The organism is Nordella sp. HKS 07, assembly GCF_011046735.1.
Lineage (GTDB): Bacteria > Pseudomonadota > Alphaproteobacteria > Rhizobiales > Aestuariivirgaceae > Taklimakanibacter.
The window spans coordinates 3,460,630-3,479,177 of the sequence record NZ_CP049258.1 but is presented as its reverse complement, the minus strand read 5'-3'; the positions used below and the strand labels follow the sequence as shown (position 1 = coordinate 3,479,177).

The 18,548-nt window shown below is 63.1% G+C and carries 15 protein-coding genes and 1 tRNA gene; 9 read left to right on the top strand and 7 right to left on the bottom strand.

All coding sequences use genetic code 11. The annotated features are described in order from the left end of the window. Positions 1–66: 66 nt before the first annotated feature. From G5V57_RS16305 to G5V57_RS16285, 5 genes are all read right to left on the bottom strand, one after another. Complete coding sequence (locus tag G5V57_RS16305) at positions 67–492, bottom strand: MaoC family dehydratase (RefSeq protein WP_165168655.1); 426 nt, start codon at positions 490–492, stop codon at positions 67–69. Between the two features lie 111 nt (positions 493–603). Continuing rightward, positions 604–1,428, bottom strand: coding sequence for a TIGR01459 family HAD-type hydrolase (locus G5V57_RS16300; RefSeq protein WP_165168654.1), 825 nt, complete (start codon positions 1,426–1,428; stop codon positions 604–606). Between the two features lie 41 nt (positions 1,429–1,469). Beyond that, complete coding sequence (locus G5V57_RS16295) at positions 1,470–2,648, bottom strand: EAL domain-containing protein (protein WP_165168653.1); 1,179 nt, start codon at positions 2,646–2,648, stop codon at positions 1,470–1,472. Between the two features lie 75 nt (positions 2,649–2,723). Beyond that, positions 2,724–4,070, bottom strand: coding sequence for an aspartate aminotransferase family protein (locus tag G5V57_RS16290; protein WP_165168652.1), 1,347 nt, complete (start codon positions 4,068–4,070; stop codon positions 2,724–2,726). A gap of 296 nt (positions 4,071–4,366) precedes the next feature. Then, positions 4,367–4,621 carry a DUF1127 domain-containing protein gene (locus tag G5V57_RS16285; protein WP_165168651.1) on the bottom strand — a complete coding sequence of 85 codons (255 nt, stop codon included), beginning with the start codon at positions 4,619–4,621 and terminating at the stop codon, positions 4,367–4,369. Between the two features lie 205 nt (positions 4,622–4,826). Here G5V57_RS16285 and G5V57_RS16280 point away from each other — a divergent pair, with 205 nt between their 5' ends. Then, a complete protein-coding gene (locus G5V57_RS16280; protein ID WP_165168650.1) occupies positions 4,827–6,218 on the top strand; it encodes a PLP-dependent aminotransferase family protein in 1,392 nt (463 codons plus the stop codon). A gap of 87 nt (positions 6,219–6,305) precedes the next feature. Beyond that, positions 6,306–7,388 carry a hypothetical protein gene (locus G5V57_RS16275; RefSeq protein WP_165168649.1) on the top strand — a complete coding sequence of 361 codons (1,083 nt, stop codon included), beginning with the start codon at positions 6,306–6,308 and terminating at the stop codon, positions 7,386–7,388. Between the two features lie 26 nt (positions 7,389–7,414). Here G5V57_RS16275 and G5V57_RS16270 read toward each other — a convergent pair whose 3' ends face one another. After that, on the bottom strand, positions 7,415–7,690 hold the full coding sequence (locus tag G5V57_RS16270) for a metal-sensitive transcriptional regulator (protein ID WP_165168648.1): 276 nt from the start codon (positions 7,688–7,690) through the stop codon (positions 7,415–7,417). Between the two features lie 73 nt (positions 7,691–7,763). Between G5V57_RS16270 and G5V57_RS16265 the strand changes: the two genes are divergently transcribed. The 3 genes from G5V57_RS16265 to G5V57_RS16255 all read left to right on the top strand — a co-directional run bounded on the left by G5V57_RS16265 (position 7,764) and on the right by G5V57_RS16255 (position 14,046). Further along, the gene (locus G5V57_RS16265) at positions 7,764–10,145 is read left to right on the top strand and encodes a heavy metal translocating P-type ATPase (protein WP_165168647.1); all 2,382 of its coding nucleotides are present in this window, start codon (positions 7,764–7,766) and stop codon (positions 10,143–10,145) included. A gap of 76 nt (positions 10,146–10,221) precedes the next feature. Beyond that, positions 10,222–12,231: an AsmA family protein gene (locus G5V57_RS16260; protein WP_165168646.1), complete on the top strand. Its 2,010-nt coding sequence runs from the start codon at positions 10,222–10,224 to the stop codon at positions 12,229–12,231. 153 nt (positions 12,232–12,384) lie between these two features. After that, complete coding sequence (locus tag G5V57_RS16255; protein WP_206530275.1) at positions 12,385–14,046, top strand: MFS transporter; 1,662 nt, start codon at positions 12,385–12,387, stop codon at positions 14,044–14,046. Between the two features lie 53 nt (positions 14,047–14,099). Here the strand turns inward: G5V57_RS16255 and G5V57_RS16250 are convergent, their stop codons facing one another. After that, a complete protein-coding gene (locus G5V57_RS16250; RefSeq protein ID WP_165168645.1) occupies positions 14,100–14,282 on the bottom strand; it encodes a hypothetical protein in 183 nt (60 codons plus the stop codon). Between the two features lie 189 nt (positions 14,283–14,471). Between G5V57_RS16250 and G5V57_RS16245 the strand changes: the two genes are divergently transcribed. From G5V57_RS16245 to G5V57_RS16230, 4 genes are all read left to right on the top strand, one after another. Further along, complete coding sequence (locus G5V57_RS16245) at positions 14,472–15,380, top strand: MurR/RpiR family transcriptional regulator (protein WP_165168644.1); 909 nt, start codon at positions 14,472–14,474, stop codon at positions 15,378–15,380. A 455-nt stretch (positions 15,381–15,835) separates the two neighbouring features. After that, positions 15,836–15,911, top strand: a tRNA-Phe gene (locus G5V57_RS16240). 259 nt (positions 15,912–16,170) lie between these two features. Further along, complete coding sequence (locus G5V57_RS16235) at positions 16,171–16,449, top strand: hypothetical protein (RefSeq protein WP_165168643.1); 279 nt, start codon at positions 16,171–16,173, stop codon at positions 16,447–16,449. Between the two features lie 259 nt (positions 16,450–16,708). After that, on the top strand, positions 16,709–18,541 hold the full coding sequence (locus G5V57_RS16230; protein ID WP_165168642.1) for an SLC13 family permease: 1,833 nt from the start codon (positions 16,709–16,711) through the stop codon (positions 18,539–18,541). Positions 18,542–18,548 lie beyond the last annotated feature (7 nt).

Sequence of the window (18,548 nt, the reverse complement as noted above, 5' to 3'; positions counted from 1 at the left end):
AAAGAATGATTCCTGTTTGCGCATGGGCTTGTCCGAAAACCGCTTCGCACTTTTCGGACCGATGCGCTAGCCGCGGGAAGGCACCAGGACGAGGGCTTCGCCCTCCAGCACGACCTTGTCGCCGACCGAGACGGAGCAGTCGAGCTCAGCGCGGCGTTTGGCGCGGTCGAGCGAGGAGATGCGGGCGAGAGCACGCACCGTGTCACCGATCCGGACCGGCGCCTTGAAGCGCAGGGTCTGCGAGAGATAGATGCAGCCATGACCCGGCAGCTTGGTGCCGAGAATGGTCGAGATGAAGCTTGCGGTGAGCATGCCATGGGCGATGCGGGCCTTGAACGGCGACTTGGCAGCGAATTCGGCGTCGAGATGGACGGGATTGTTGTCGCCCGACAATTCGGCGAAGGTCTCGATGTCGCTGCCGGTCACCCCCCGTTCATGGGCGGCTTCCATGCCGACTTCCAGATCCTCGATACAATAATGCGCGCCGGACATCACCACGATCCTCGGATTTTGTTTTTTGCGACCGCTAAACAACCATATTGCGCCGCACAAGGAAAGTTCCCCTAAGGTCGCAAGGGTTAACTTATTGAATCCAGAGAAAAATCAGGGCCAGGAGAGGAAGGGCAAAGTACGGACGATATGGGCATCCGGCACGATGGCGCGGATTTCGGCCTCGAGTTTCTGGGGATCGATCCCCTCCTCCGAAATGCCGCCGGCAATCAGCACCATGTCGAGGCCAAAATCGGCGGCCCCTTTGATATCGGTTTCCGGCCCGTCGCCGATGGCGAGGAAGCTCCTTTTGTCGTTCACGCCGCGCTCGGAAGCGACGCGGGCCAGCGCCAGATCGTAGATCGGCCGGTAAGGCTTGCCGGCCATGACGACCTTGCCCCCCAGGGCGGCATAGCGCTCGGCGAGCGCGCCGGCACAATAGATCAGCCGGCTGCCGCGGCGCACCACCTTGTCGGGATTGGCGCAGACCATCGGCAGGTTGCGCCGGGCCATCCGTTCGAGCAGTGCTGAATAGTCGTCAGGCGTTTCGCGGTCGTCATGAACGAGGCCGACACAGAGGACCACCTCGGCCTCCTCGGGCGAAGAGCGTTCGAGGCGCAGATCGTCGAGCACGCCGAGATCGCGATCGGGGCCCAGATAATAAATGCGGTGCCCGTCATAGGGCTTCATCAATTCATGGGTGACGTCGCCCGAGGTCACAATGAGATCATAGTGCTCGCGGGTGACGCCGAGCTGCGCCAAATGGCCTGCGACCTTGGCAGCACTTCTCGGCGCATTGGTGAGCAGCGTGACGAAGCCGCCCTGCCCGCGATGCGCTTTCAACGCTTCGACGGCGGGTGGAAAATGCGCCACGCCATTATGAACGACACCCCAGATATCGCACAGCCAAATGGGGTAACGCGCCGACAGGTCTTTCATGATGATCCGGGTAACTGTTTCACTCGCTTCGGCGGGGAGGTTTAGGCAGCCGTGCGAATCTGGTCAATGGAAACAGCCTCGCCCTTGACACGCCGCGGCGGCGCGAAAGCTGGACCGCTGCCGAGTTCGGCCCAGCGGCCCGCGACATCGATCTGCCCTTCGTAGAAGAGCCCCTGGACGCCGACCTTGAAGCCATACTGGCCGGCGAGCCGCGCGGTCGATGCCCAGGCGGGCACCCCGTGACGCTCGGCCGGCAGAGCAGCGGCACTGAAGGTGATGAAACGGAATTGCAGCGCGCGCAAAGCGGCGAGATCGATTCCCATGCCATGGGCGCGGGAGAGCGCCATGCCGGCGCCGTTGCGGGCGAGTCGAGCCAGGCCTTCGATGCCGCGCGGGCTCAGCGCCGCCATGGCGGCATGGTCGATCTCGAACACGATCGTGGCGGCGGCCTTGCCGGCCCTCTCCATCTGCCATTCTATCGCCGCGAGCGCTTCCTGGGAGGCCAGCGTCTCGGCGCCGACCGGCACGAAGACGCAGGTGCCCGGGCGCTTGGCGGCAAGCTTCTGGCTGACCGTCAGAACCCGGCTCACTGCATGGCCGTCGAGGTCGGGCCGGAGCCCGTTGGCGGCAGCCTGGCGTGCCAGCTCCTCGAAGGCGACGCGCTGGCCCGGCCCTTCGAGCACCAGCGAGGCGCGGTAATGCTGGGTGACGTCGTCGGCAAGCGACACGATCGGCTCGAGGAAGAATTCCAGGCGGTGGTCGGCCGGATTCGGCTGGCTCTCGGCGCGCCGGTTCGCGGCCGGCGCGGCGCGCTCGTCGCGATCGGCGACAGCGCGGTCATATTCCTCGGCAAGCTTCTTGACCGAAAGCCGCAGCTCCTCGAACTCGCGATTGAGATCGTCGGCAGCGGGTGGCGAGGGCGGCGCGGCCGGCTCGTTGGAGCGGCCTTCGATGGCATCTATGCGCTCGGTCAGAGCGGCTAGCTCCTCGGCGAGCTTGCGGCTGCGCAGATGAAGATCGCTCAGCCCGGCAAAACGCCGCCGGTGCTGCCAGTCACGGTATAGGAAGATCGCCAGATGCGCGGTGGCCAGCACGATGGCCGCCAATGCGAGGGCAAATTCAATGCGCTGCCCGGAGAGGATGACACCGGCGCCTGCTGCGGCACTCATCGCAACCGCCAGGATGGCCACGACGCCCAAAGGCAGCGCTGGCTGTTTCATGAACCCCGTCTCGCGAATCACTTCGGCCCGAGAGTAACACACTCGGGCCGAAGTCCATTGGTGGAATAGCTAATTTCAGATTGCAGCGAGGACTTTCGGCAGCTTGTCCTCGAAAATCTCGCCGATCTGCTCTTCCTTCATGATCAGAGGCGGCGACAAAGCGATTGTGTCGGCGGTGATACGCAACATGATGCCATAGTCGTGGAAACCCTTCTCCATGGCGTCATAGGCGCGCTTGCCGGGCGCTCCGTCGATCGGATTGAGGTCGATCGCGGCGACAAGACCTATGGTGCGGATATCCGCCACATGCGGCTTGCCCTTGAGCGACATGGCGGCATCCGCCCACTTGTCTTCGAGCTTCAAGGCGCGCTCGAAGAGGTCTTCTTCCTTGTAGACCTCGAGCGTCGCGACGCCGGCGGCGGCGGCGATCGGATGGCCGGAGTAGGTGTAGCCGTGGAACAACTCGATCGCGTGATCGGGGCCGTTCATGAACGCATCATAGATATGCTGACGCACCATCACGCCGCCCATCGGGACGGCGCCCGAGGTGACGCCCTTGGCGAAAGTGATCATGTCCGGGATGACGCCGAAGCGCTCGGCGGCGAAGGGGTAGCCCAGACGGCCGAAGCCGGTGATCACTTCGTCGAAGATGAGCAGGATGCCGTATTTGTCGCAGATCTGGCGCAGCTTCTTGAGATAGCCGACGGGCGGCGGCAGGACGCCGGTCGAGCCCGCCATCGGCTCGACGATGACGGCGGCGATGGTGGAGGCGTCATGCAGCGCCACCAGACGCTCGAGTTCGTCGGCGAGGTGGCCGCCCCATTTCGGCTCCCCCTTGGTGAAGGCCTGCTCGGCGCGGTTGTAGGTGTGCGGCAGGTGATCGACGCCGGCGAGCATCGTGCCGAAGAACTTGCGGTTGGCGACCATGCCGCCGACGCTGATGCCACCGAAATTGACACCGTGATAGCCGCGCTCGCGGCCGATCAGACGGGTGCGCGAGGCCTCGCCCTTGGCGCGGTGATAGGCGAGCGCGATCTTCAACGCCGTATCGGCGGCTTCCGATCCCGAATTGCAGAAGAAGGCGTAGTTCAGGTCGCCCGGCGCCAGAGTGGCGAGGCGCGAGGAAAGCTCGAACACTTTGGGATGGCCGAACTGGAAGGTCGGCGCGAAGTCGAGCTCGGCCGCCTGCTTCTGGATCGCCTCGACAATGCGGTCGCGGCAATGGCCGGCATTGGAGCACCACAGGCCCGCCGTGGCATCGAGAATCGGGCGGCCGGTCATGTCGTAATAATGCATGTCCTTGGCGCGGGCGATGAGGCGCGGTTTCTTCTTGAAAGCGCGATTGGGGGTGAAGCCCATCCAGAACGGCTCAAGATTGTTGGGTGACGGATCCCACTGGGCTGCGCCCGCGTGCTTATTCATGAGAGGCTCCTCGGTTACGGTCGGCGATACCTAGCAGAACTGCCCCGGCGATGGAAATGCGCCAGGGCCCGGAATTGGCACATACCAGATGCGTTTCCCAAACAGGCTCAACGAGTTACAGGTGGACAGCTTCCTTTCGTCTCAGCCGGCGGCTAGCTTTTGTACCCGCAGGCTGCCCGCGAGCCGCAACGCGATTTTCGCGCCCGCGGGGCACAAAAAAACCTGGCGTCCGCGAAGGGAGGCCAGGTACCAGATGCGCGGCGGGGTAGACCGCGCGGGGGGAGGTATCAAGATCTCTATTTGTGGCGCAGGCCGCGCTTCACCGGCCTGACATTCAGCAGCTCACTCACCGGATCGAGCGCCAGCGGCACGCGCTGCACGCGGATCAGCTCATCGCGGGTGAGACCGATATCCATCAGGACATGGTCGTCGAGCTGCTCGAGCTGGCGCAGTTGCCGGCGCTTGCGCCAGTTGGCGATGACCCGGTTCAGGGTGGGAAACGTGAATGTCTTCCCAGCAGCTTCGGCCTGGTTCAGGATATAATCGCGCATGGCACACCTCATCGGACGGGTTTCGGACAGGAAAAAGAATACGATGGCAGTCGACCTGATTGTGTCAGCAGTGCCCCGGTGGCTGACGTGCATTCACAAGAAATTGTATCGATTGTCTCAATATGATGACAAATAAACTTGCTAATTGCACTGCGACATGTCATACAATGTCATCATTGCTACCGTCAAATGGAATATTGTCACCATGACAAGTTGGACTCCCGCCCTTGCTCCTGACAAACCACGGTATATCGCCATCGCCGATGCTATCGCCGCGGATCTGACGTTCGGAAAACTCAAGGCGGGAGACCGGCTGCCACCGCAGCGCGAGCTCGCCTGGCGGCTCGGCGTCACCATCGGGACCATCACCCGCGCCTATCAGGAAGCCGCCAAGCGCGGGCTTCTGTCAGGAGAAGTCGGGCGCGGCAGCTATCTGCGCGACCCGCGCCCGAACTATGCCGCGGCGCAAAGCATCGCGAACGGTGCCGAGACCGGCATTCTCGACATGCAGATGTCCGCCCCGCCGCGGGCAATCGGCGCGCCCGACCTGGAAGCGGGCCTGTCCGCCATCACCCGCAATCCGGGCTGGCCGGAGTTGCTCGATTACCCGCCGGCGCAGGGCCTTGCCCGCCATCGCGAGGCGGGCGCGCAATGGCTGGCGCGCTGCGGCATCGACATGGCCCCTGACCAGGTGGTGCTGAGCGCCGGCGCCCAGGCCGCGCTGGTCACCTGCCTCTCCGCCACGACGACGCCCGGTGAGCGCATTCTCATCGAGCCCCTGACCTATCCCACCATGCAGCCGCTCTGCCGGCAATTCGGCCTTCAGACCCGCCCCTTGCAGAACGACGCCGAAGGCATCACGCCGGAGTCGCTCGAACACTTTGCCAAACGCGGCGAGGCGCGCATCGTCTATCTGGTGCCGACGCTGCAGAATCCGACGACCGCCACGCTGTCGCTCGAACGGCGCCAGGCGATCGCCGATATCATCCGGCGCTACGACCTCACGCTCATCGAGGACGACGTGTTCCGCCTGCTCTCCGACGATCCGCCGCCGCCGATCCAGACCTTCGCGCCGGAGCGCACCTATTTCATCACCAGCCTGTCGAAGACGACGGCGCCGGGCCTGCGCATGGCCTTCATGGCGCCGCCGCCGGGCGCCACCGAAGCGCTCAACCGCCAGCAGATGATCATCGGTGGAAGGCCCAACGGGCTTTCCGCCGAGCTCGCCAGCCGCTGGATCGAGAACGGCGTCGCCGAGCGCGCTCTGGCCGGCATCCGCGAAGAACTCCAGATACGCCGCGATATTGCCCTCGAGCATCTGCGCGGCCTCAAGGTCGAGTGCCGGCCGGGCGCGATGTTCGCCTGGATTACGTTGCCCAATTACTGGCGGCCGGGCGATTTCGTCGCCGCTGCTCTCGCCAGTGGCATCAAGGTGACGCCCGGCACGGTCTTCGTCACCGATCCGTCCGTTCAGCAGAATGCGATACGCGCCTGCTTCGGGCCTGCGCCGGCGCGCGAGATGGTGCGCGATGCCTTCGAGAAGCTGCGCGGCCTCATCGACAAATGCCCGGTGGACGACTGCCACACGATGGCGTGATGCGGCTCTCAACCGCAACAGGTCTTGGTGAAATTTTCCAAATCGTTTATTTATCTGGCAATCTGAGTACGATCAGGAGCCGGCTTCATGCGCCTTATGCGGACCAGCAAGCGCGTTGCACTGATCGCTTTCGCTCTGACTTCGGCCCATTCGCTGCCGATCTCTTTGGCCATGGCAGAAGATGAGCCAATAGCTGTTCCCCTCATCAAACTCGAATACCCCGGAAATCCGCCAAATATCAGAATGCTCTATGTTCGCCTTCTGAAGCTTGGCGCCAGGAAAGTGAACCAGCCGCTACTATTTGACACTGGCTCGTCGGGCGTGACGATCGACTGCAAGATCGTCCTGCCGCGAAAGCTGTGTTCAGATAACGGCATTCAAATTGAGAAGGATATTGAAGTAGACGGCATCGTCGTCACCACGGAGAAGGTGACGGCAGTCTATGGCGGCTACACTGAATTTGGTCAACTCGCCAAAGCACGACTGACTTTTGGCGACGCCAAGCGGCCAGCAGAGACCTTCGAAGCGATAGACGTGCTTATCCGTTACAAGAAAACACGAAACTCAGACGGAATGATCGTCGGAGGGCCGCTCTGGCCGCAGGGCACATTTGGAGTATCTCCGTTGGGAGGTATCGGCGCGGATCAATCGATCAAATCCCCGATGGCTGCGGTGACCCTCAGCGACAGGTTGCGTCGTGGGTATCGCCTTGAACCAATCGGCGAGCGCTGGAAGGTATGCACGAACGAGCGCGGCGATTGTCCGGCAACTCGCTCCCTCTATGTCGGCTTGCGGGAACAAGACAAACACGGCTTCCGTCTCCACCCGTTGGTCCGCGCCAATCCGGCTCACAATTTTCCGACACTGGAAACCTGCATCACTTGGCAAACGTCGCGAGCTTGCGCTCCGACATTATTCGACACCGGCAACTCCACGATCATGATCGCCGACAAAGCATCAACTGACGCCGCCAGTTCGCTGCCGAAGGGCTCGAAAGTATCGGTCGATGTGCCGGGCGTCGATCAATGGACCTTCAAGACGGAGTATCGACCGGAGGTCGAGCTCAAATCGCATCTCGATCATCACATCGTCGGCATACGCTACTTCGAGAAGAATGGCCTGCTGATCGATCTCGACGCCGATGAGATCGGCTTACGGCTGGGCAACTGAGGAACTCCCTTCGACTCAAGCAAAGATCAATTTTGCAGCCTTCCGAGTACGTCCAGGAGCTCGGCGAGCTTGCGGCGCTGCTCGTCCTTGTTGCCCGAGATCATCGCGTCCTCGACGCAATGGGCGACATGGTCCTTCAGAACTTCCTCCTCGACGCGCTTCAAGGCCGCGCGGATGGCGGAGATCTGCGTCATCACATCGATGCAATAGCGGCTTTCCTCGACCATGCGTGCCACACCGCGCACCTGGCCCTCGATCCGCCCCAGCCGCTTCAGACACGATTGTTTGGTTTCGGCCTTCATACTTGCCATATACCCCATGGGGGTATATAGAGCAAGAAGCAAATACCCTCCCCGGGTATCGAATTCGGAGCAGATGATGCAAAAGACAAAAGGCCATGGCCATACCCCTCACGACCACGCTCACCATGGTCATAGCCATCATCAGCATGGCGCGGCACCGCAGAACGGCAAGGTGAAGGACCCGGTCTGCGGCATGGACGTCGATCCGGCCACCGCCAAGCATATGCTCACGCATCAGGGCGGGCACTTCTATTTCTGCTCGGCCGGCTGCAAGGCGAAATTCGAGGCGGAGCCGCAGCGCTATGTCGAGCCCAGGGCCGAAACCAAGCCGGTCGACCCCACCGCCATCTATACCTGCCCGATGCATCCCGAGATCCGGCAGGTCGGTCCCGGTTCCTGCCCGATCTGCGGCATGGCGCTGGAGCCGGAAATGGCGACCGCCGAAAGCGGCCCTAACCCTGAGCTCGCCGACATGACGCGGCGCTTCTGGATCGGCCTCGTTCTCACCGTGCCGGTCTTCGTGCTTGAAATGGGCGCGCATCTCTTTCCGGCGCTCATGCATTCGATCCCGGCCGGCATCTCGAACTGGGTACAGCTCGTGCTCGCGACCCCGGTCGTGCTGTGGGCGGGATTTCCCTTCTTCGAACGCGGCTGGCGCTCGCTGGTCACCCGCAACCTCAATATGTTCACGCTCATCGCCATGGGCACCGGCGTCGCCTGGACCTTCAGCGTGATCGCGACACTGCTGCCCTCCCTGTTCCCCGAGGCGCTGCGCAATCATGACGGCAGCGTCCCGGTCTATTTCGAGGCCGCCGCGGTGATCACCGTGCTGGTGCTGCTCGGCCAGGTGTTGGAATTGCGCGCCCGCGACCAGACATCGGGCGCCATCAAGGCGCTCCTCGGGCTTGCCCCCAAGACGGCGCGACGCATCGCCGCCGATGGCTCGGAAGCCGAAGTGGCGCTCGATCTCGTCGAGGCCGGCGATATTTTGCGAGTGCGCCCGGGCGAGAAGGTGCCGGTCGATGGCGAGGTCGTCGACGGGCGTTCCTCGGTCGATGAATCGATGATCACCGGCGAGTCCATGCCGGTCACCAAGACGCCCGGCGCCAAGGTGACGGGAGGCACCATCAACCAGACCGGCGCCCTCACCATGCGGGCGCTCAAGGTCGGCCGCGAGACCATGCTGGCGCGCATCGTGCAGATGGTGTCCGAAGCGCAACGTTCGCGAGCCCCCATCCAGCGCCTCGCCGATCAGGTGTCGGGCTGGTTCGTGCCACTGGTCATTGTCATCGCGGTGCTTGCCTTCGCCGCCTGGATGCTGATGGGGCCGGAGCCGCGCCTCTCCTATGCGCTGCTCGCCGCCGTCTCCGTGCTGATCATCGCCTGCCCCTGCGCGCTCGGCCTCGCAACACCCATGTCGATCATGGTGGGCGTCGGCAAGGGCGCCGAGAATGGCATCCTCATCAAGAATGCCGAGGCGCTGGAGCGCCTGGAGAAAGCCGACGCGCTGGTCGTCGACAAGACCGGCACGCTCACCGAGGGCAAGCCGAAAGTGACGCGCATCGTCGCCGCGCCCGGCCTCGACGAGACCGAGCTCCTGCGGCTCGCCGCCGGCGTCGAGCGCGCCTCCGAGCACCCGCTCGCTCTGGCGATCGTCACAGCAGCCGAAGAGAAGAAGCTCGTCCTGCCCGAGGTCAAGGATTTCGACTCGCCGACCGGCAAGGGTGCCCTGGGCAAGGTCGAGGGCAAGAAGATCACACTCGGCAATGCCACCTTCCTCAAATCGGAAGGCGTCGACACCTCAGGCCTCGCCGGCGAGGCGGAGAAGCTGCGCCAGGACGGCGCCACCGCGATCTTCATCGGCGTTGACGGCAAGGCGGCAGGCGTCATCGCCATCGCCGATCCGATCAAGGCAAGCACACCTGCGGCGCTCAAAGCACTGCGCGAGGCGAAGATCCGCATCGTGATGCTAACTGGCGACAACCGCACGACGGCGGAAGCCGTCGCCCGCCAGCTTGGCATCACCGAGGTGGAGGCCGATGTGCTGCCCGACCAGAAGGCCCAAATCGTCAAGCGCCTTCAGAGCGAAGGCCGCGTCGTCGCCATGGCGGGCGACGGCGTGAATGACGCGCCGGCGCTGGCCGCCGCCGATATCGGCATCGCCATGGGCAAGGGCACCGACGTCGCCATCGAAAGTGCAGGCGTCACCTTGTTGCACGGCGATCTCATGGGCATCGCCGAGGCGCGCCGCCTCTCCCAGGCGACCATGCGCAATATCCGCGAGAACCTGCTGTTCGCCTTCATCTACAATGCGGCAGGCGTTCCAGTGGCGGCGGGCGTGCTCTACCCGACCTTCGGCCTGCTGCTGTCGCCGATGATCGCGGCGGCGGCCATGGCGCTCTCCTCGGTGAGCGTGATCGGCAATGCGCTGCGGCTCAGGATGATGAAGCTTTAAGACGAAACGGCGCCCCGACGCGTCCGCTGAGTCAGCGAATCAGCTATTATGGCGATTCCCTTTTTGGAGGAACGCCATGAAACGGATTCTGGTCCTCGGCGGCACGCTTCTGGCGCTGCTCGTGGCCGCCGTCCTGGCCCTGCCCTTCATCATCCCGCATGACTTCATCGCCGGCCAGCTCAAGCAGGCGGTCAAGGCGGAGACCGGCCGAACGCTGACGATCGGCGAGGCGCCGAAGCTCGTCTTCTGGCCGGATTTCGCCGTGACCCTCAAGGATGTGCGGCTGTCGACACCGCCAGGCATGTATGAAGGCCAGGTGGCGCAGATGGACGAGATGCGCATCCGTGTCGAAGTGGCGTCCCTCTTCAACCGCCGGCTCGATATCAAGGAGCTGCATCTCATCCGCCCGAAGCTGTCGCTCGTCATCGATGGCGAGGGACGACCGAACTGGGTTCTGGAAAAGACCCGCGGCGAGCAAGGCGGCGGCAGTAGCCCCGGCATCGAGACCGGCTCCATCGCGCCGATCACCATAGAAGACGGCGATGTGCGCTTCCTCGACGAGCGCTCCGGCAAGGTTTTCATGGCCGAGAAAGTCGATCTGACGATCACACTCGATTCGCTCACCGGCCCGGTCGCGGTCAAGGGCACGCTGACGGCGCTCGGCGACGACATCGCGCTGTCTTTCTCCGCCAAGACGCCAGGCGAGCTTGCCGCCGCGGGCTCGCCCCTGTCTCTGGCCGTCAAAAGCAAACGGCTCGACTTCTCCTTTTCGGGGCTCGCCGCCATGCAGGACGGCCTGACGCTCGACGGCACCATCACGGCGGCGGCTGACTCGCTGCGCGAGCTCGGCCGCTGGGCCAGGATTCCGGTGCCGGACGGAGCGGGCTTCGGCCCGGCCAGGATCAAGGGCCAGATCGCGCTCTCCGGCACCAATATGAAGCTCAGCAAGGCCAAGATCACGCTCGACGGCTTGAGTGCTGGGGGCGATGTGGCGCTCGAGCTCTCCGGACGGCCCAAGGTCACCGCCAATCTCGGCTTCGACACGATCGACGTGAACCGCTATCTGCCGCCTCAAGAGGCGGCGCCGGAAGCCGCAGCCGGCCAGACGGGCTGGAGCGCGGCGCCGATCGCTCTCGCCGGGTTGGGTGTGGTCGACGCGCAGCTCAAGCTCAGCGCCAACAAGCTTCTCTACCGCAGCCTAGCCACCGGCAAGATCGCCATCGACGCCACGCTCAAGAACGGCAAGTTCGATGCCAGGCTGGGCCAGATCGCGCTCTATGGCGGCAAGGCGCAAGGCCGGCTGGTGCTCGACGGCGCCGCCAAAGTGCCGGCGGTGCAGGTGACGCTCGACGCCCAAGGCTTCGACGGCCTCAGACTCCTCAGGGATTATGCCGGCCTCGACCGGTTCGAAGGCGTCGCCGGGGCCAAGCTCAACCTGGCCGCAAACGGCCGCTCCCAGCAGGAGCTCGTCTCTTCGCTCAACGGCACCGCCGCCTTCAGCTTCGCAAATGGCGCGGTGCGCGGCATCGATATCGAGGCGATGATCGAGGACGTGGCCACCAATGTCCTGAACGGCTGGCGCCAGGGTCCCGACGCCAAGACGCCCTTCGACAGCTTGCGCGCGAGCTTCACGCTGGTGAACGGGATCGCCACGACCAATGATCTCAATTTCACCAGCCCGGTTCTGACGGTGGGCGGCGGCGGCCTCGTCGACCTGCCGCGCCAGGCGCTCAATCTCAAGGTCAGCCCGACGCTGACGCTCGCGGCGGCGCAGGGCCTCGATCTTGCCGGCCTCGCCGTGCCTATCATCGTGAAGGGGCCATGGGCGAACCCCAAGATCTATCCCGACATCGCCGGCATTCTGGACAATCCGCAAGCCGCCTATGACACGCTGCGCAAGATCGTCGATGAAGGCACGACGGCGAGCCTCAAGGAGAAGGGCGCGGAAATCAAGAACCAGATCAAGGACAAGGTTGCCGACGAGATCGGCAAGGCGCTGGGCGACGACCAAGCGGGCGAGGACGCCGGCAACATGATCGAAGAGCAGAGTCAGAAGCTCCTGGAGGGGCTGTTCGGAAACAACTGAAGGCCAGTTTCTACGACTAAAGACTCACGACGAAGGTTGATCTAGCGGCACGGGCCCCCTGACCCTACGACTCGATGCAGTTCCGCCCGAACCACGAGGATTCCATCGGGGGATGGAGAGCGGCGGAGACTATATCCATGGGAGAGGAAACCAATGTCCCACGCCGAAGCCACACTGTCCCCGCGCGGACGCGGCATGACGCAGGACGAGAGATTCGTCGTCACTGCATCATCCGCCGGTACCGTTTTCGAATGGTACGATTTCTACCTCTATGCCACGCTGGCGCCGTTCTTCGCCTCGCTGTTCTTCCCGCCCGGCAATGACACGGCAGCCCTTCTGTCCGCCTTCGCGACCTATGCGGCGGGCTTCCTGGTGCGCCCCTTCGGCGCCATCTTCTTCGGCCGCATCGGCGATCTCGTCGGGCGCAAATACACCTTCCTCGTCACCATCCTGGTGATGGGTATCTCGACCTTCGCCGTCGGCCTCCTGCCGACCTTCGCAAGCGTCGGCTGGCTGGCGCCCTTGCTTCTGGTACTGTTGCGCCTCCTGCAAGGCCTGGCGCTCGGCGGCGAATATGGCGGGGCCGCCACCTATGTGGCCGAGCACGCACAGCATGGCCGGCGCGGCTATGCAACGAGCTGGATCCAGACCACCGCCACCTTGGGCTTTTTCCTGTCGCTCGTCGTCATCGGCCTGTGCCGGTGGGGCATGGACGCCACGGTATTCAAGGAATGGGGCTGGCGCATTCCGTTCCTCGTCTCGGTGGTGCTGCTCGCCTTCTCGGTCTACATCCGGCTGAAGCTCAATGAATCACCGGTCTTCACCAAGATGAAGGAAGAGGGCAAAGGCTCGTCCTCGCCGCTCACCGACTCCTTCCTTCGCTATCCCAACAACAAATATGTGCTGCTGGCGCTGCTCGGCGCCACGGCTGGACAAGGCGTCGTCTGGTATACGGGCCAGTTCTACGCGCTGTTCTTCCTGATCGGGCCGCTCAAGCTCGACTTCCTCGCGGCCTACGGGCTGATCGCGGTGTCGCTGCTCATCGGCACGCCGTTCTTCATCTTCTTCGGCAAGCTCAGCGACCGCATCGGCCGGCTCAAGATCATCCTGGCCGGCTGCGTGATCGCCGCACTCACCTACTTCCCGCTGTTCCAGGCTCTGACGCATTATGTCAACCCGGCGCTGGAAGAATTCAACGCGAAGAATCCGATCACGGTATCGGCCGATGAATCGACCTGCAACTTCCACATATTCGTGGGACCGTGGTCGAAATTCAGCGACTGCGACAGCGTCAAGGACTATCTGACCAAGCAGGGCCTGTCCTTCACCTCCGTCAACACGCCGGGGCAGCCGGTCAAGGTGATGGTAGGCGCCACCGAGATGCCGGGCTGGGCGACGATTACCTCGACGGATCCCGCCAAGAAGGATCTCGCGCTGCGCCAGGAGACCTGGAGCGCCAAGCTCAAGGAGCTCGGCTACCAGGCATCGGCCGACCTCTCCAAGGTCAACTGGTTCATGGCGGAGCTGATCCTCGTCATCATGGTCATCTATGTGACGATGGTCTATGGGCCGATCGCGGCCTTCCTGGTCGAGCTGTTCCCGACCAAGATCCGCTACACCTCGATGTCGCTGCCCTACCACATCGGCAATGGCTGGTTCGGCGGCATGCTGCCGCTGCTCGCCACCGCCATCGTGGCGGCCGCCGGCAATATCTATGCGGGCCTGTGGTATCCGATCGTGGTGGCGTTGATGACGGCGGTCATAGGCTTCATTTTCCTGCGCGAAACCAAGGACGTCGATATCGCCAAGACCTGAGCAGGTCTCACATGAACAATCGGCCCGGGCGGCATCTGCCGCCCGGTTCCGTTTCAGGAGGGATGCAGCCGCTCGACCAGTGCCGGAACCTGGTCGAAACAATCGACAAGACCGTCGGGAGCGAGCTCGACCAAGCCCTCTGTCTCGAAGACCCTGATTTTGCAGACTGCGCCGAAAATTTTCTCCAGAAGCTCGCGTGAAGGCGGGCTTCTCTTGACCGCCTCGTCCGTCGTCACGCTCTTGCGCTACAATCTGCGCATTCGTCCGGCGCCCGCAATATTCTTTCAATACATTGATTTTTTACGGTTTTCTATCCGAGCCGGCCCTCGCCACAAAATATGCGGGGTTCCAGGGAGGAAAATTGCTTTCTTACAACCATGGAGCTAAGTTGCGGCCTGACAAACGCGCGGACCTCTTCCAGCGGCATGACCGACCCAAACTTGACGCTAGCGACACCCAATGGCGACCTGCTTCACCGCATCCAGGAGCGCTATGGAAATCTGAGAAAATCGGAGCGCGTGGTCGCTGACTATCTGCGCGAACATTCCGGTAGCCGGCTCAATGCATCGATCACCGAACTCGGCCAATTGCTCGGCGTCAGTGAAGCGACGATCAGCCGGGTCAGCCGGGCGCTCGGCTATCAGGGCTACCCCGACCTCAAGCTGTCGCTCGCCGAAGGCACGCGCCAGCGCAACGCGTTCGCCAATGTCCCGGTCGAGATCGACGAAAACGACTCGCTGGTCACGACCAGCGGCAATCTCGCCTCGCTCCTGGCCGCGAGCCTGCAGGGCACGCAGCGCATGCTGGACGGCGCCAGGCTCGAGCGGGCGGTCGAGGCGCTGTGCGCGGCACGCAAGATCCTGTTCGTCGGTGTCGGGGGTGCCGCCTGCATTTGCGACGAGGCGGCGCATCTCTTCATCAAGGCCGGGCTCGACGCTACCGCCTATCGCGACGGCTACACCCAGACCATCGGGGCCGCCAATATGATGCCCTCCGACGTCATGGTCGGCGTCTCGCATACCGGCACGACGGACACCGTCGCCGTGGCGCTCGAAATCGCACGCGACAACGGCGCTACGACCATCGCCATCACCAGCGATGCCGGTTCACCGGTCGCCAAGGCGGCGCAGGTCACCTTGACGACGTGGAATTCATCGACCCCCTCGATTCCGCTCTATGGCGACTTCCTCGAGGGCCGCATCAGCCAGCTGTTCCTGATCGACCTTCTCTATCTGGGGCTGCTGTTCCGCCTCGGCGCCAAGACATCGAAGCATCTCAAGGCCACCGGCCTCGCGCTCGAGAAGCACTACCGCCTGCGCGGCGGCGAGCGCTGATCAGCCTCCCTTTCCCTCATCACGCGCTGCGCTCCACCAGCGCCCGGGATTGGGCCGGACCGATTATTTTCTGTTTCTTCCGATTTTTCCCAGAATCTCTCGGGATTAAATTGTATCAATTTGAAATTCAAAGATTTTTTTGCTGAAAACTTGCAAGAAGCTCGCGCGCCGGGCGATTCTGCGACCTCCCCAATAGTTGAAGCATACCTTACGCAAATTCGCGTGGGTCGGTCTTATTTACCCGCTTCGAATCGAAAGGGCGGGAACAAGGCACGAAATCACCCTTCCCGACATGCGACAGGGGAGCGGTTCGCGGTTGAGTTGTGCGTTGCCAAGCAGGTTTTTCGGGCTGATCTGCGCCTTGAGCAAAACGAGATTTTGAAACTGGACAAGGCAAAAACCCTCGCCTATAAACCGGCCGCTTCCATTTGCCTCCCATTGCGGCGAGGCTCGGCGCCCAGGTAGCTCAGTTGGTAGAGCAGCGGACTGAAAATCCGCGTGTCGGTGGTTCGATTCCGCCCCTGGGCACCATTCACCCCTGATATCATTGAGCGATTTCCATTGCCCTTTTGCGTCAAGCATAAGGTTTGACACTTTCTAATCAGGTTTGACAGTTTTCGAGCGCCGTTTGTTCACTTCGACGTCGAAGTTGGTGACGATTGCAGTGACCTTGTTGGTGCGATCCGCGCGACGGCTGTAATGACGTGCCATTTCCGGGGTCTTCTGGCCTGGATAGCCTGCGCTAGAGCTCACGACGACCGATGACCCGAGCAAGGTCATATTACGCCAGATGATGGCGCCATTTTCGCAGTTCGAGAATATGCGTCTGGTGGCGAAGTTGGCCGCGGCCCGGAAGCGTCAGCGCGAAGCCAAGGGCAAATGCGAGGGACGCGAGAGCCTTGCCGAGCTGCGGCTCGATGTAGTCGAGGTGGTGAAGCGGATGCGGCGCAAGAGCAAGGCGGGGCGGATGAGCCTTCGGGCGATCTCGACCGAACTCGCTGCTCAGGGACATGTGAACGAGCGCGGCAAGGCCTTTAATCCGAAATCGGTGGCGGCCATGCTGACTTGAGCGTCGGCCTACCACGCCGAAGGTTCCGCCGAGGCGCGATGCGTCGGATGTGCGGCGTTCATTCCCTCGATGATGCGCTGGCGCAGCGTCGCATCTGGAGTCCGCTGTTCTCAAGAAATGCAATGCTACTACCGAGAAAACGGCCAAGTCAGTTAAGCTTATTCCGACCATTCCTACTATGCTCGGCGCAAAGGAGGGTGTGGCCGGCGCCGATTTGGTGGAATAAGCTGACCCCGCACCATCCACGCAGGAAACCGCGATGAGCCTCGACCTCGCCCTTGTGCTGCTGATGCTTGCGGCAGCGGTCGCCATGTTCGTGGCCAACCGGCCACGCATGGACGCAGTCGCGCTGCTGGTGCTCGTGGCGATGCCCTTCACTGGCGTGATCACCATGAACGAGGCGCTGGCAGGGTTCAGTGACGCGTCCATCATCCTGATCGCCGCTCTGTTCGTGATAGGGGAGGGGTTGGTGCGCACCGGTGTGGCGCGCCGACTTGGCGACTGGCTCGACGCCAAAGCTGGCACCAGCGAGAGCCGCCTCCTCGTCCTGCTGATGACGGCTGTGGGTGGTCTTGGGTCGGTAATGAGCTCGACCGCCGTGGTGGCTATCTTCATTCCGGTGGTGCTCCGCATCGCGCAGAACCGCCGCATGTCGCCGGGCCGGCTGATGATGCCGCTGAGCTTCGCCGCCCTCATCAGCGGCATGATGACTCTAGTCGCCACGGCGCCAAACCTCGTGGTGAACGCCGAACTGGTGCGCCAGGGGGCCGAGGGCTTCAGCTTCTTCAGCTTCACGCCGTTTGGCGCGCCCATACTCGTCCTCGGCATCCTCTACATGCTGTTTGCGCGCCGACTGCTGGCCGCAAAGCCGGCCGCGGCGGGCGCACCGGGCCGTCCCACGTTGCGCGAATGGACCGAGCGCTACCGTCTAGCCGAGCGCGAGCAGCGGGTTTTCGTGACGGCGCGCTCCACCTTGGTGGGCAAGCGGTTCGGGGAGATTTCGAAGCGCTCCGCCGGAGTGAACCTGCTGGCCATAGAGCGCGGCAGCGGCCTTTCCACGAGTATGCTGCGACCCACGGCTCAGACGCGGATCGAGGCCGGCGACATTTTGCTGGTCGACGCGAACGCGCCGATGACCGAGATCAAGGCGCTGCGCGAGGCCTATGCGCTCGAGCCACGCCCGCTCGGCGAGGGCAAGGACTATTTCAGCGACCGGTCTCAGGAGATCGGCATGGTAGAGGTCATCCTGCCGGCCGAGTCCCAGCTCATCGATCAGACCATCCAGAAGGCGCGGGTACGCTCGGAATACGGGCTCACCGTAGTTGGCCTGCGCCACGGCGGCAAGGTGGTAACGGAGGGCCTTCAGACCGAGCGGCTCAAGCTCGGCGACACGCTGCTCCTCGTCGGGTTCTGGTCCGACATACGCAAATTGCAGGACGACATCGCCGACATGGTGGTGCTGAACATGCCGGCCGAACTCGAGGAAGTGCTGCCCGCCGCGAGCCGTGCACCCTATGCGCTCGCCGTACTCGGCCTCGTCGTGGTGCTGATGGTGAGCGGCGTGGTACCGAACGTTCAGGCAGCCCTGATCGGCTGCCTGCTGATGGGGCTCTTTGGCTGCGTAGACTTCAACAGCGCCTATGGTTCGATTAGCTGGAAGACGCTGATTCTGATCATCGGCATGCTGCCCTTCTCGCTCGCCCTCCAGCGCACCGGCGGCGTCGATCTCGCGGCCGACGCGGTGATCCACCTCGTCGGTGGCGCGTCCCCTCGGCTGGTGTTGGCGACCCTCTTCATCATCACCGCCGTGCTCGGGCTGTTCATCTCGAACACCGCGACCGCCGTGCTGATGGCGCCGGTTGCGCTGGCGATCGCCAAGGATCTCGGCGCCTCGCCCTACCCGTTTGCGATGATCATCGCGCTCGCCGCATCCACCGCCTTCATGACCCCGATCTCCTCACCGGTGAACACGCTCGTGGTCGGCCCCGGGCAATACAGCTTCGGCGACTTCATGAAGGTCGGCGTGGCGTTCTCGATTGTGGTAATGATCGTCAGTGTGGTGCTTGTCCCGCTCATCCTTCCGTTCTACTGACGGATCA

Excerpts from the sequence above, each read along its gene's own strand:
- G5V57_RS16290 (WP_165168652.1), bottom strand. The coding sequence starts at position 4,070 with ATGAATAAGCACGCGGGCGCAGCCCAGTGGGATCCGTCACCCAACAAT.
- G5V57_RS16265 (WP_165168647.1), top strand. The coding sequence starts at position 7,764 with ATGATGCAAAAGACAAAAGGCCATGGCCATACCCCTCACGACCACGCT.
- G5V57_RS16295 (WP_165168653.1), bottom strand. The coding sequence starts at position 2,648 with ATGAAACAGCCAGCGCTGCCTTTGGGCGTCGTGGCCATCCTGGCGGTT.
- G5V57_RS16270 (WP_165168648.1), bottom strand. The coding sequence starts at position 7,690 with ATGAAGGCCGAAACCAAACAATCGTGTCTGAAGCGGCTGGGGCGGATC.
- G5V57_RS16235 (WP_165168643.1), top strand. The coding sequence starts at position 16,171 with ATGATGGCGCCATTTTCGCAGTTCGAGAATATGCGTCTGGTGGCGAAG.
- G5V57_RS16230 (WP_165168642.1), top strand. The coding sequence starts at position 16,709 with ATGAGCCTCGACCTCGCCCTTGTGCTGCTGATGCTTGCGGCAGCGGTC.
- G5V57_RS16255 (WP_206530275.1), top strand. The coding sequence starts at position 12,385 with ATGTCCCACGCCGAAGCCACACTGTCCCCGCGCGGACGCGGCATGACG.
- G5V57_RS16300 (WP_165168654.1), bottom strand. The coding sequence starts at position 1,428 with ATGAAAGACCTGTCGGCGCGTTACCCCATTTGGCTGTGCGATATCTGG.
- G5V57_RS16305 (WP_165168655.1), bottom strand. The coding sequence starts at position 492 with ATGTCCGGCGCGCATTATTGTATCGAGGATCTGGAAGTCGGCATGGAA.
- G5V57_RS16275 (WP_165168649.1), top strand. The coding sequence starts at position 6,306 with ATGCGCCTTATGCGGACCAGCAAGCGCGTTGCACTGATCGCTTTCGCT.
- G5V57_RS16285 (WP_165168651.1), bottom strand. The coding sequence starts at position 4,621 with ATGCGCGATTATATCCTGAACCAGGCCGAAGCTGCTGGGAAGACATTC.
- G5V57_RS16245 (WP_165168644.1), top strand. The coding sequence starts at position 14,472 with ATGACCGACCCAAACTTGACGCTAGCGACACCCAATGGCGACCTGCTT.
- G5V57_RS16260 (WP_165168646.1), top strand. The coding sequence starts at position 10,222 with ATGAAACGGATTCTGGTCCTCGGCGGCACGCTTCTGGCGCTGCTCGTG.
- G5V57_RS16280 (WP_165168650.1), top strand. The coding sequence starts at position 4,827 with ATGACAAGTTGGACTCCCGCCCTTGCTCCTGACAAACCACGGTATATC.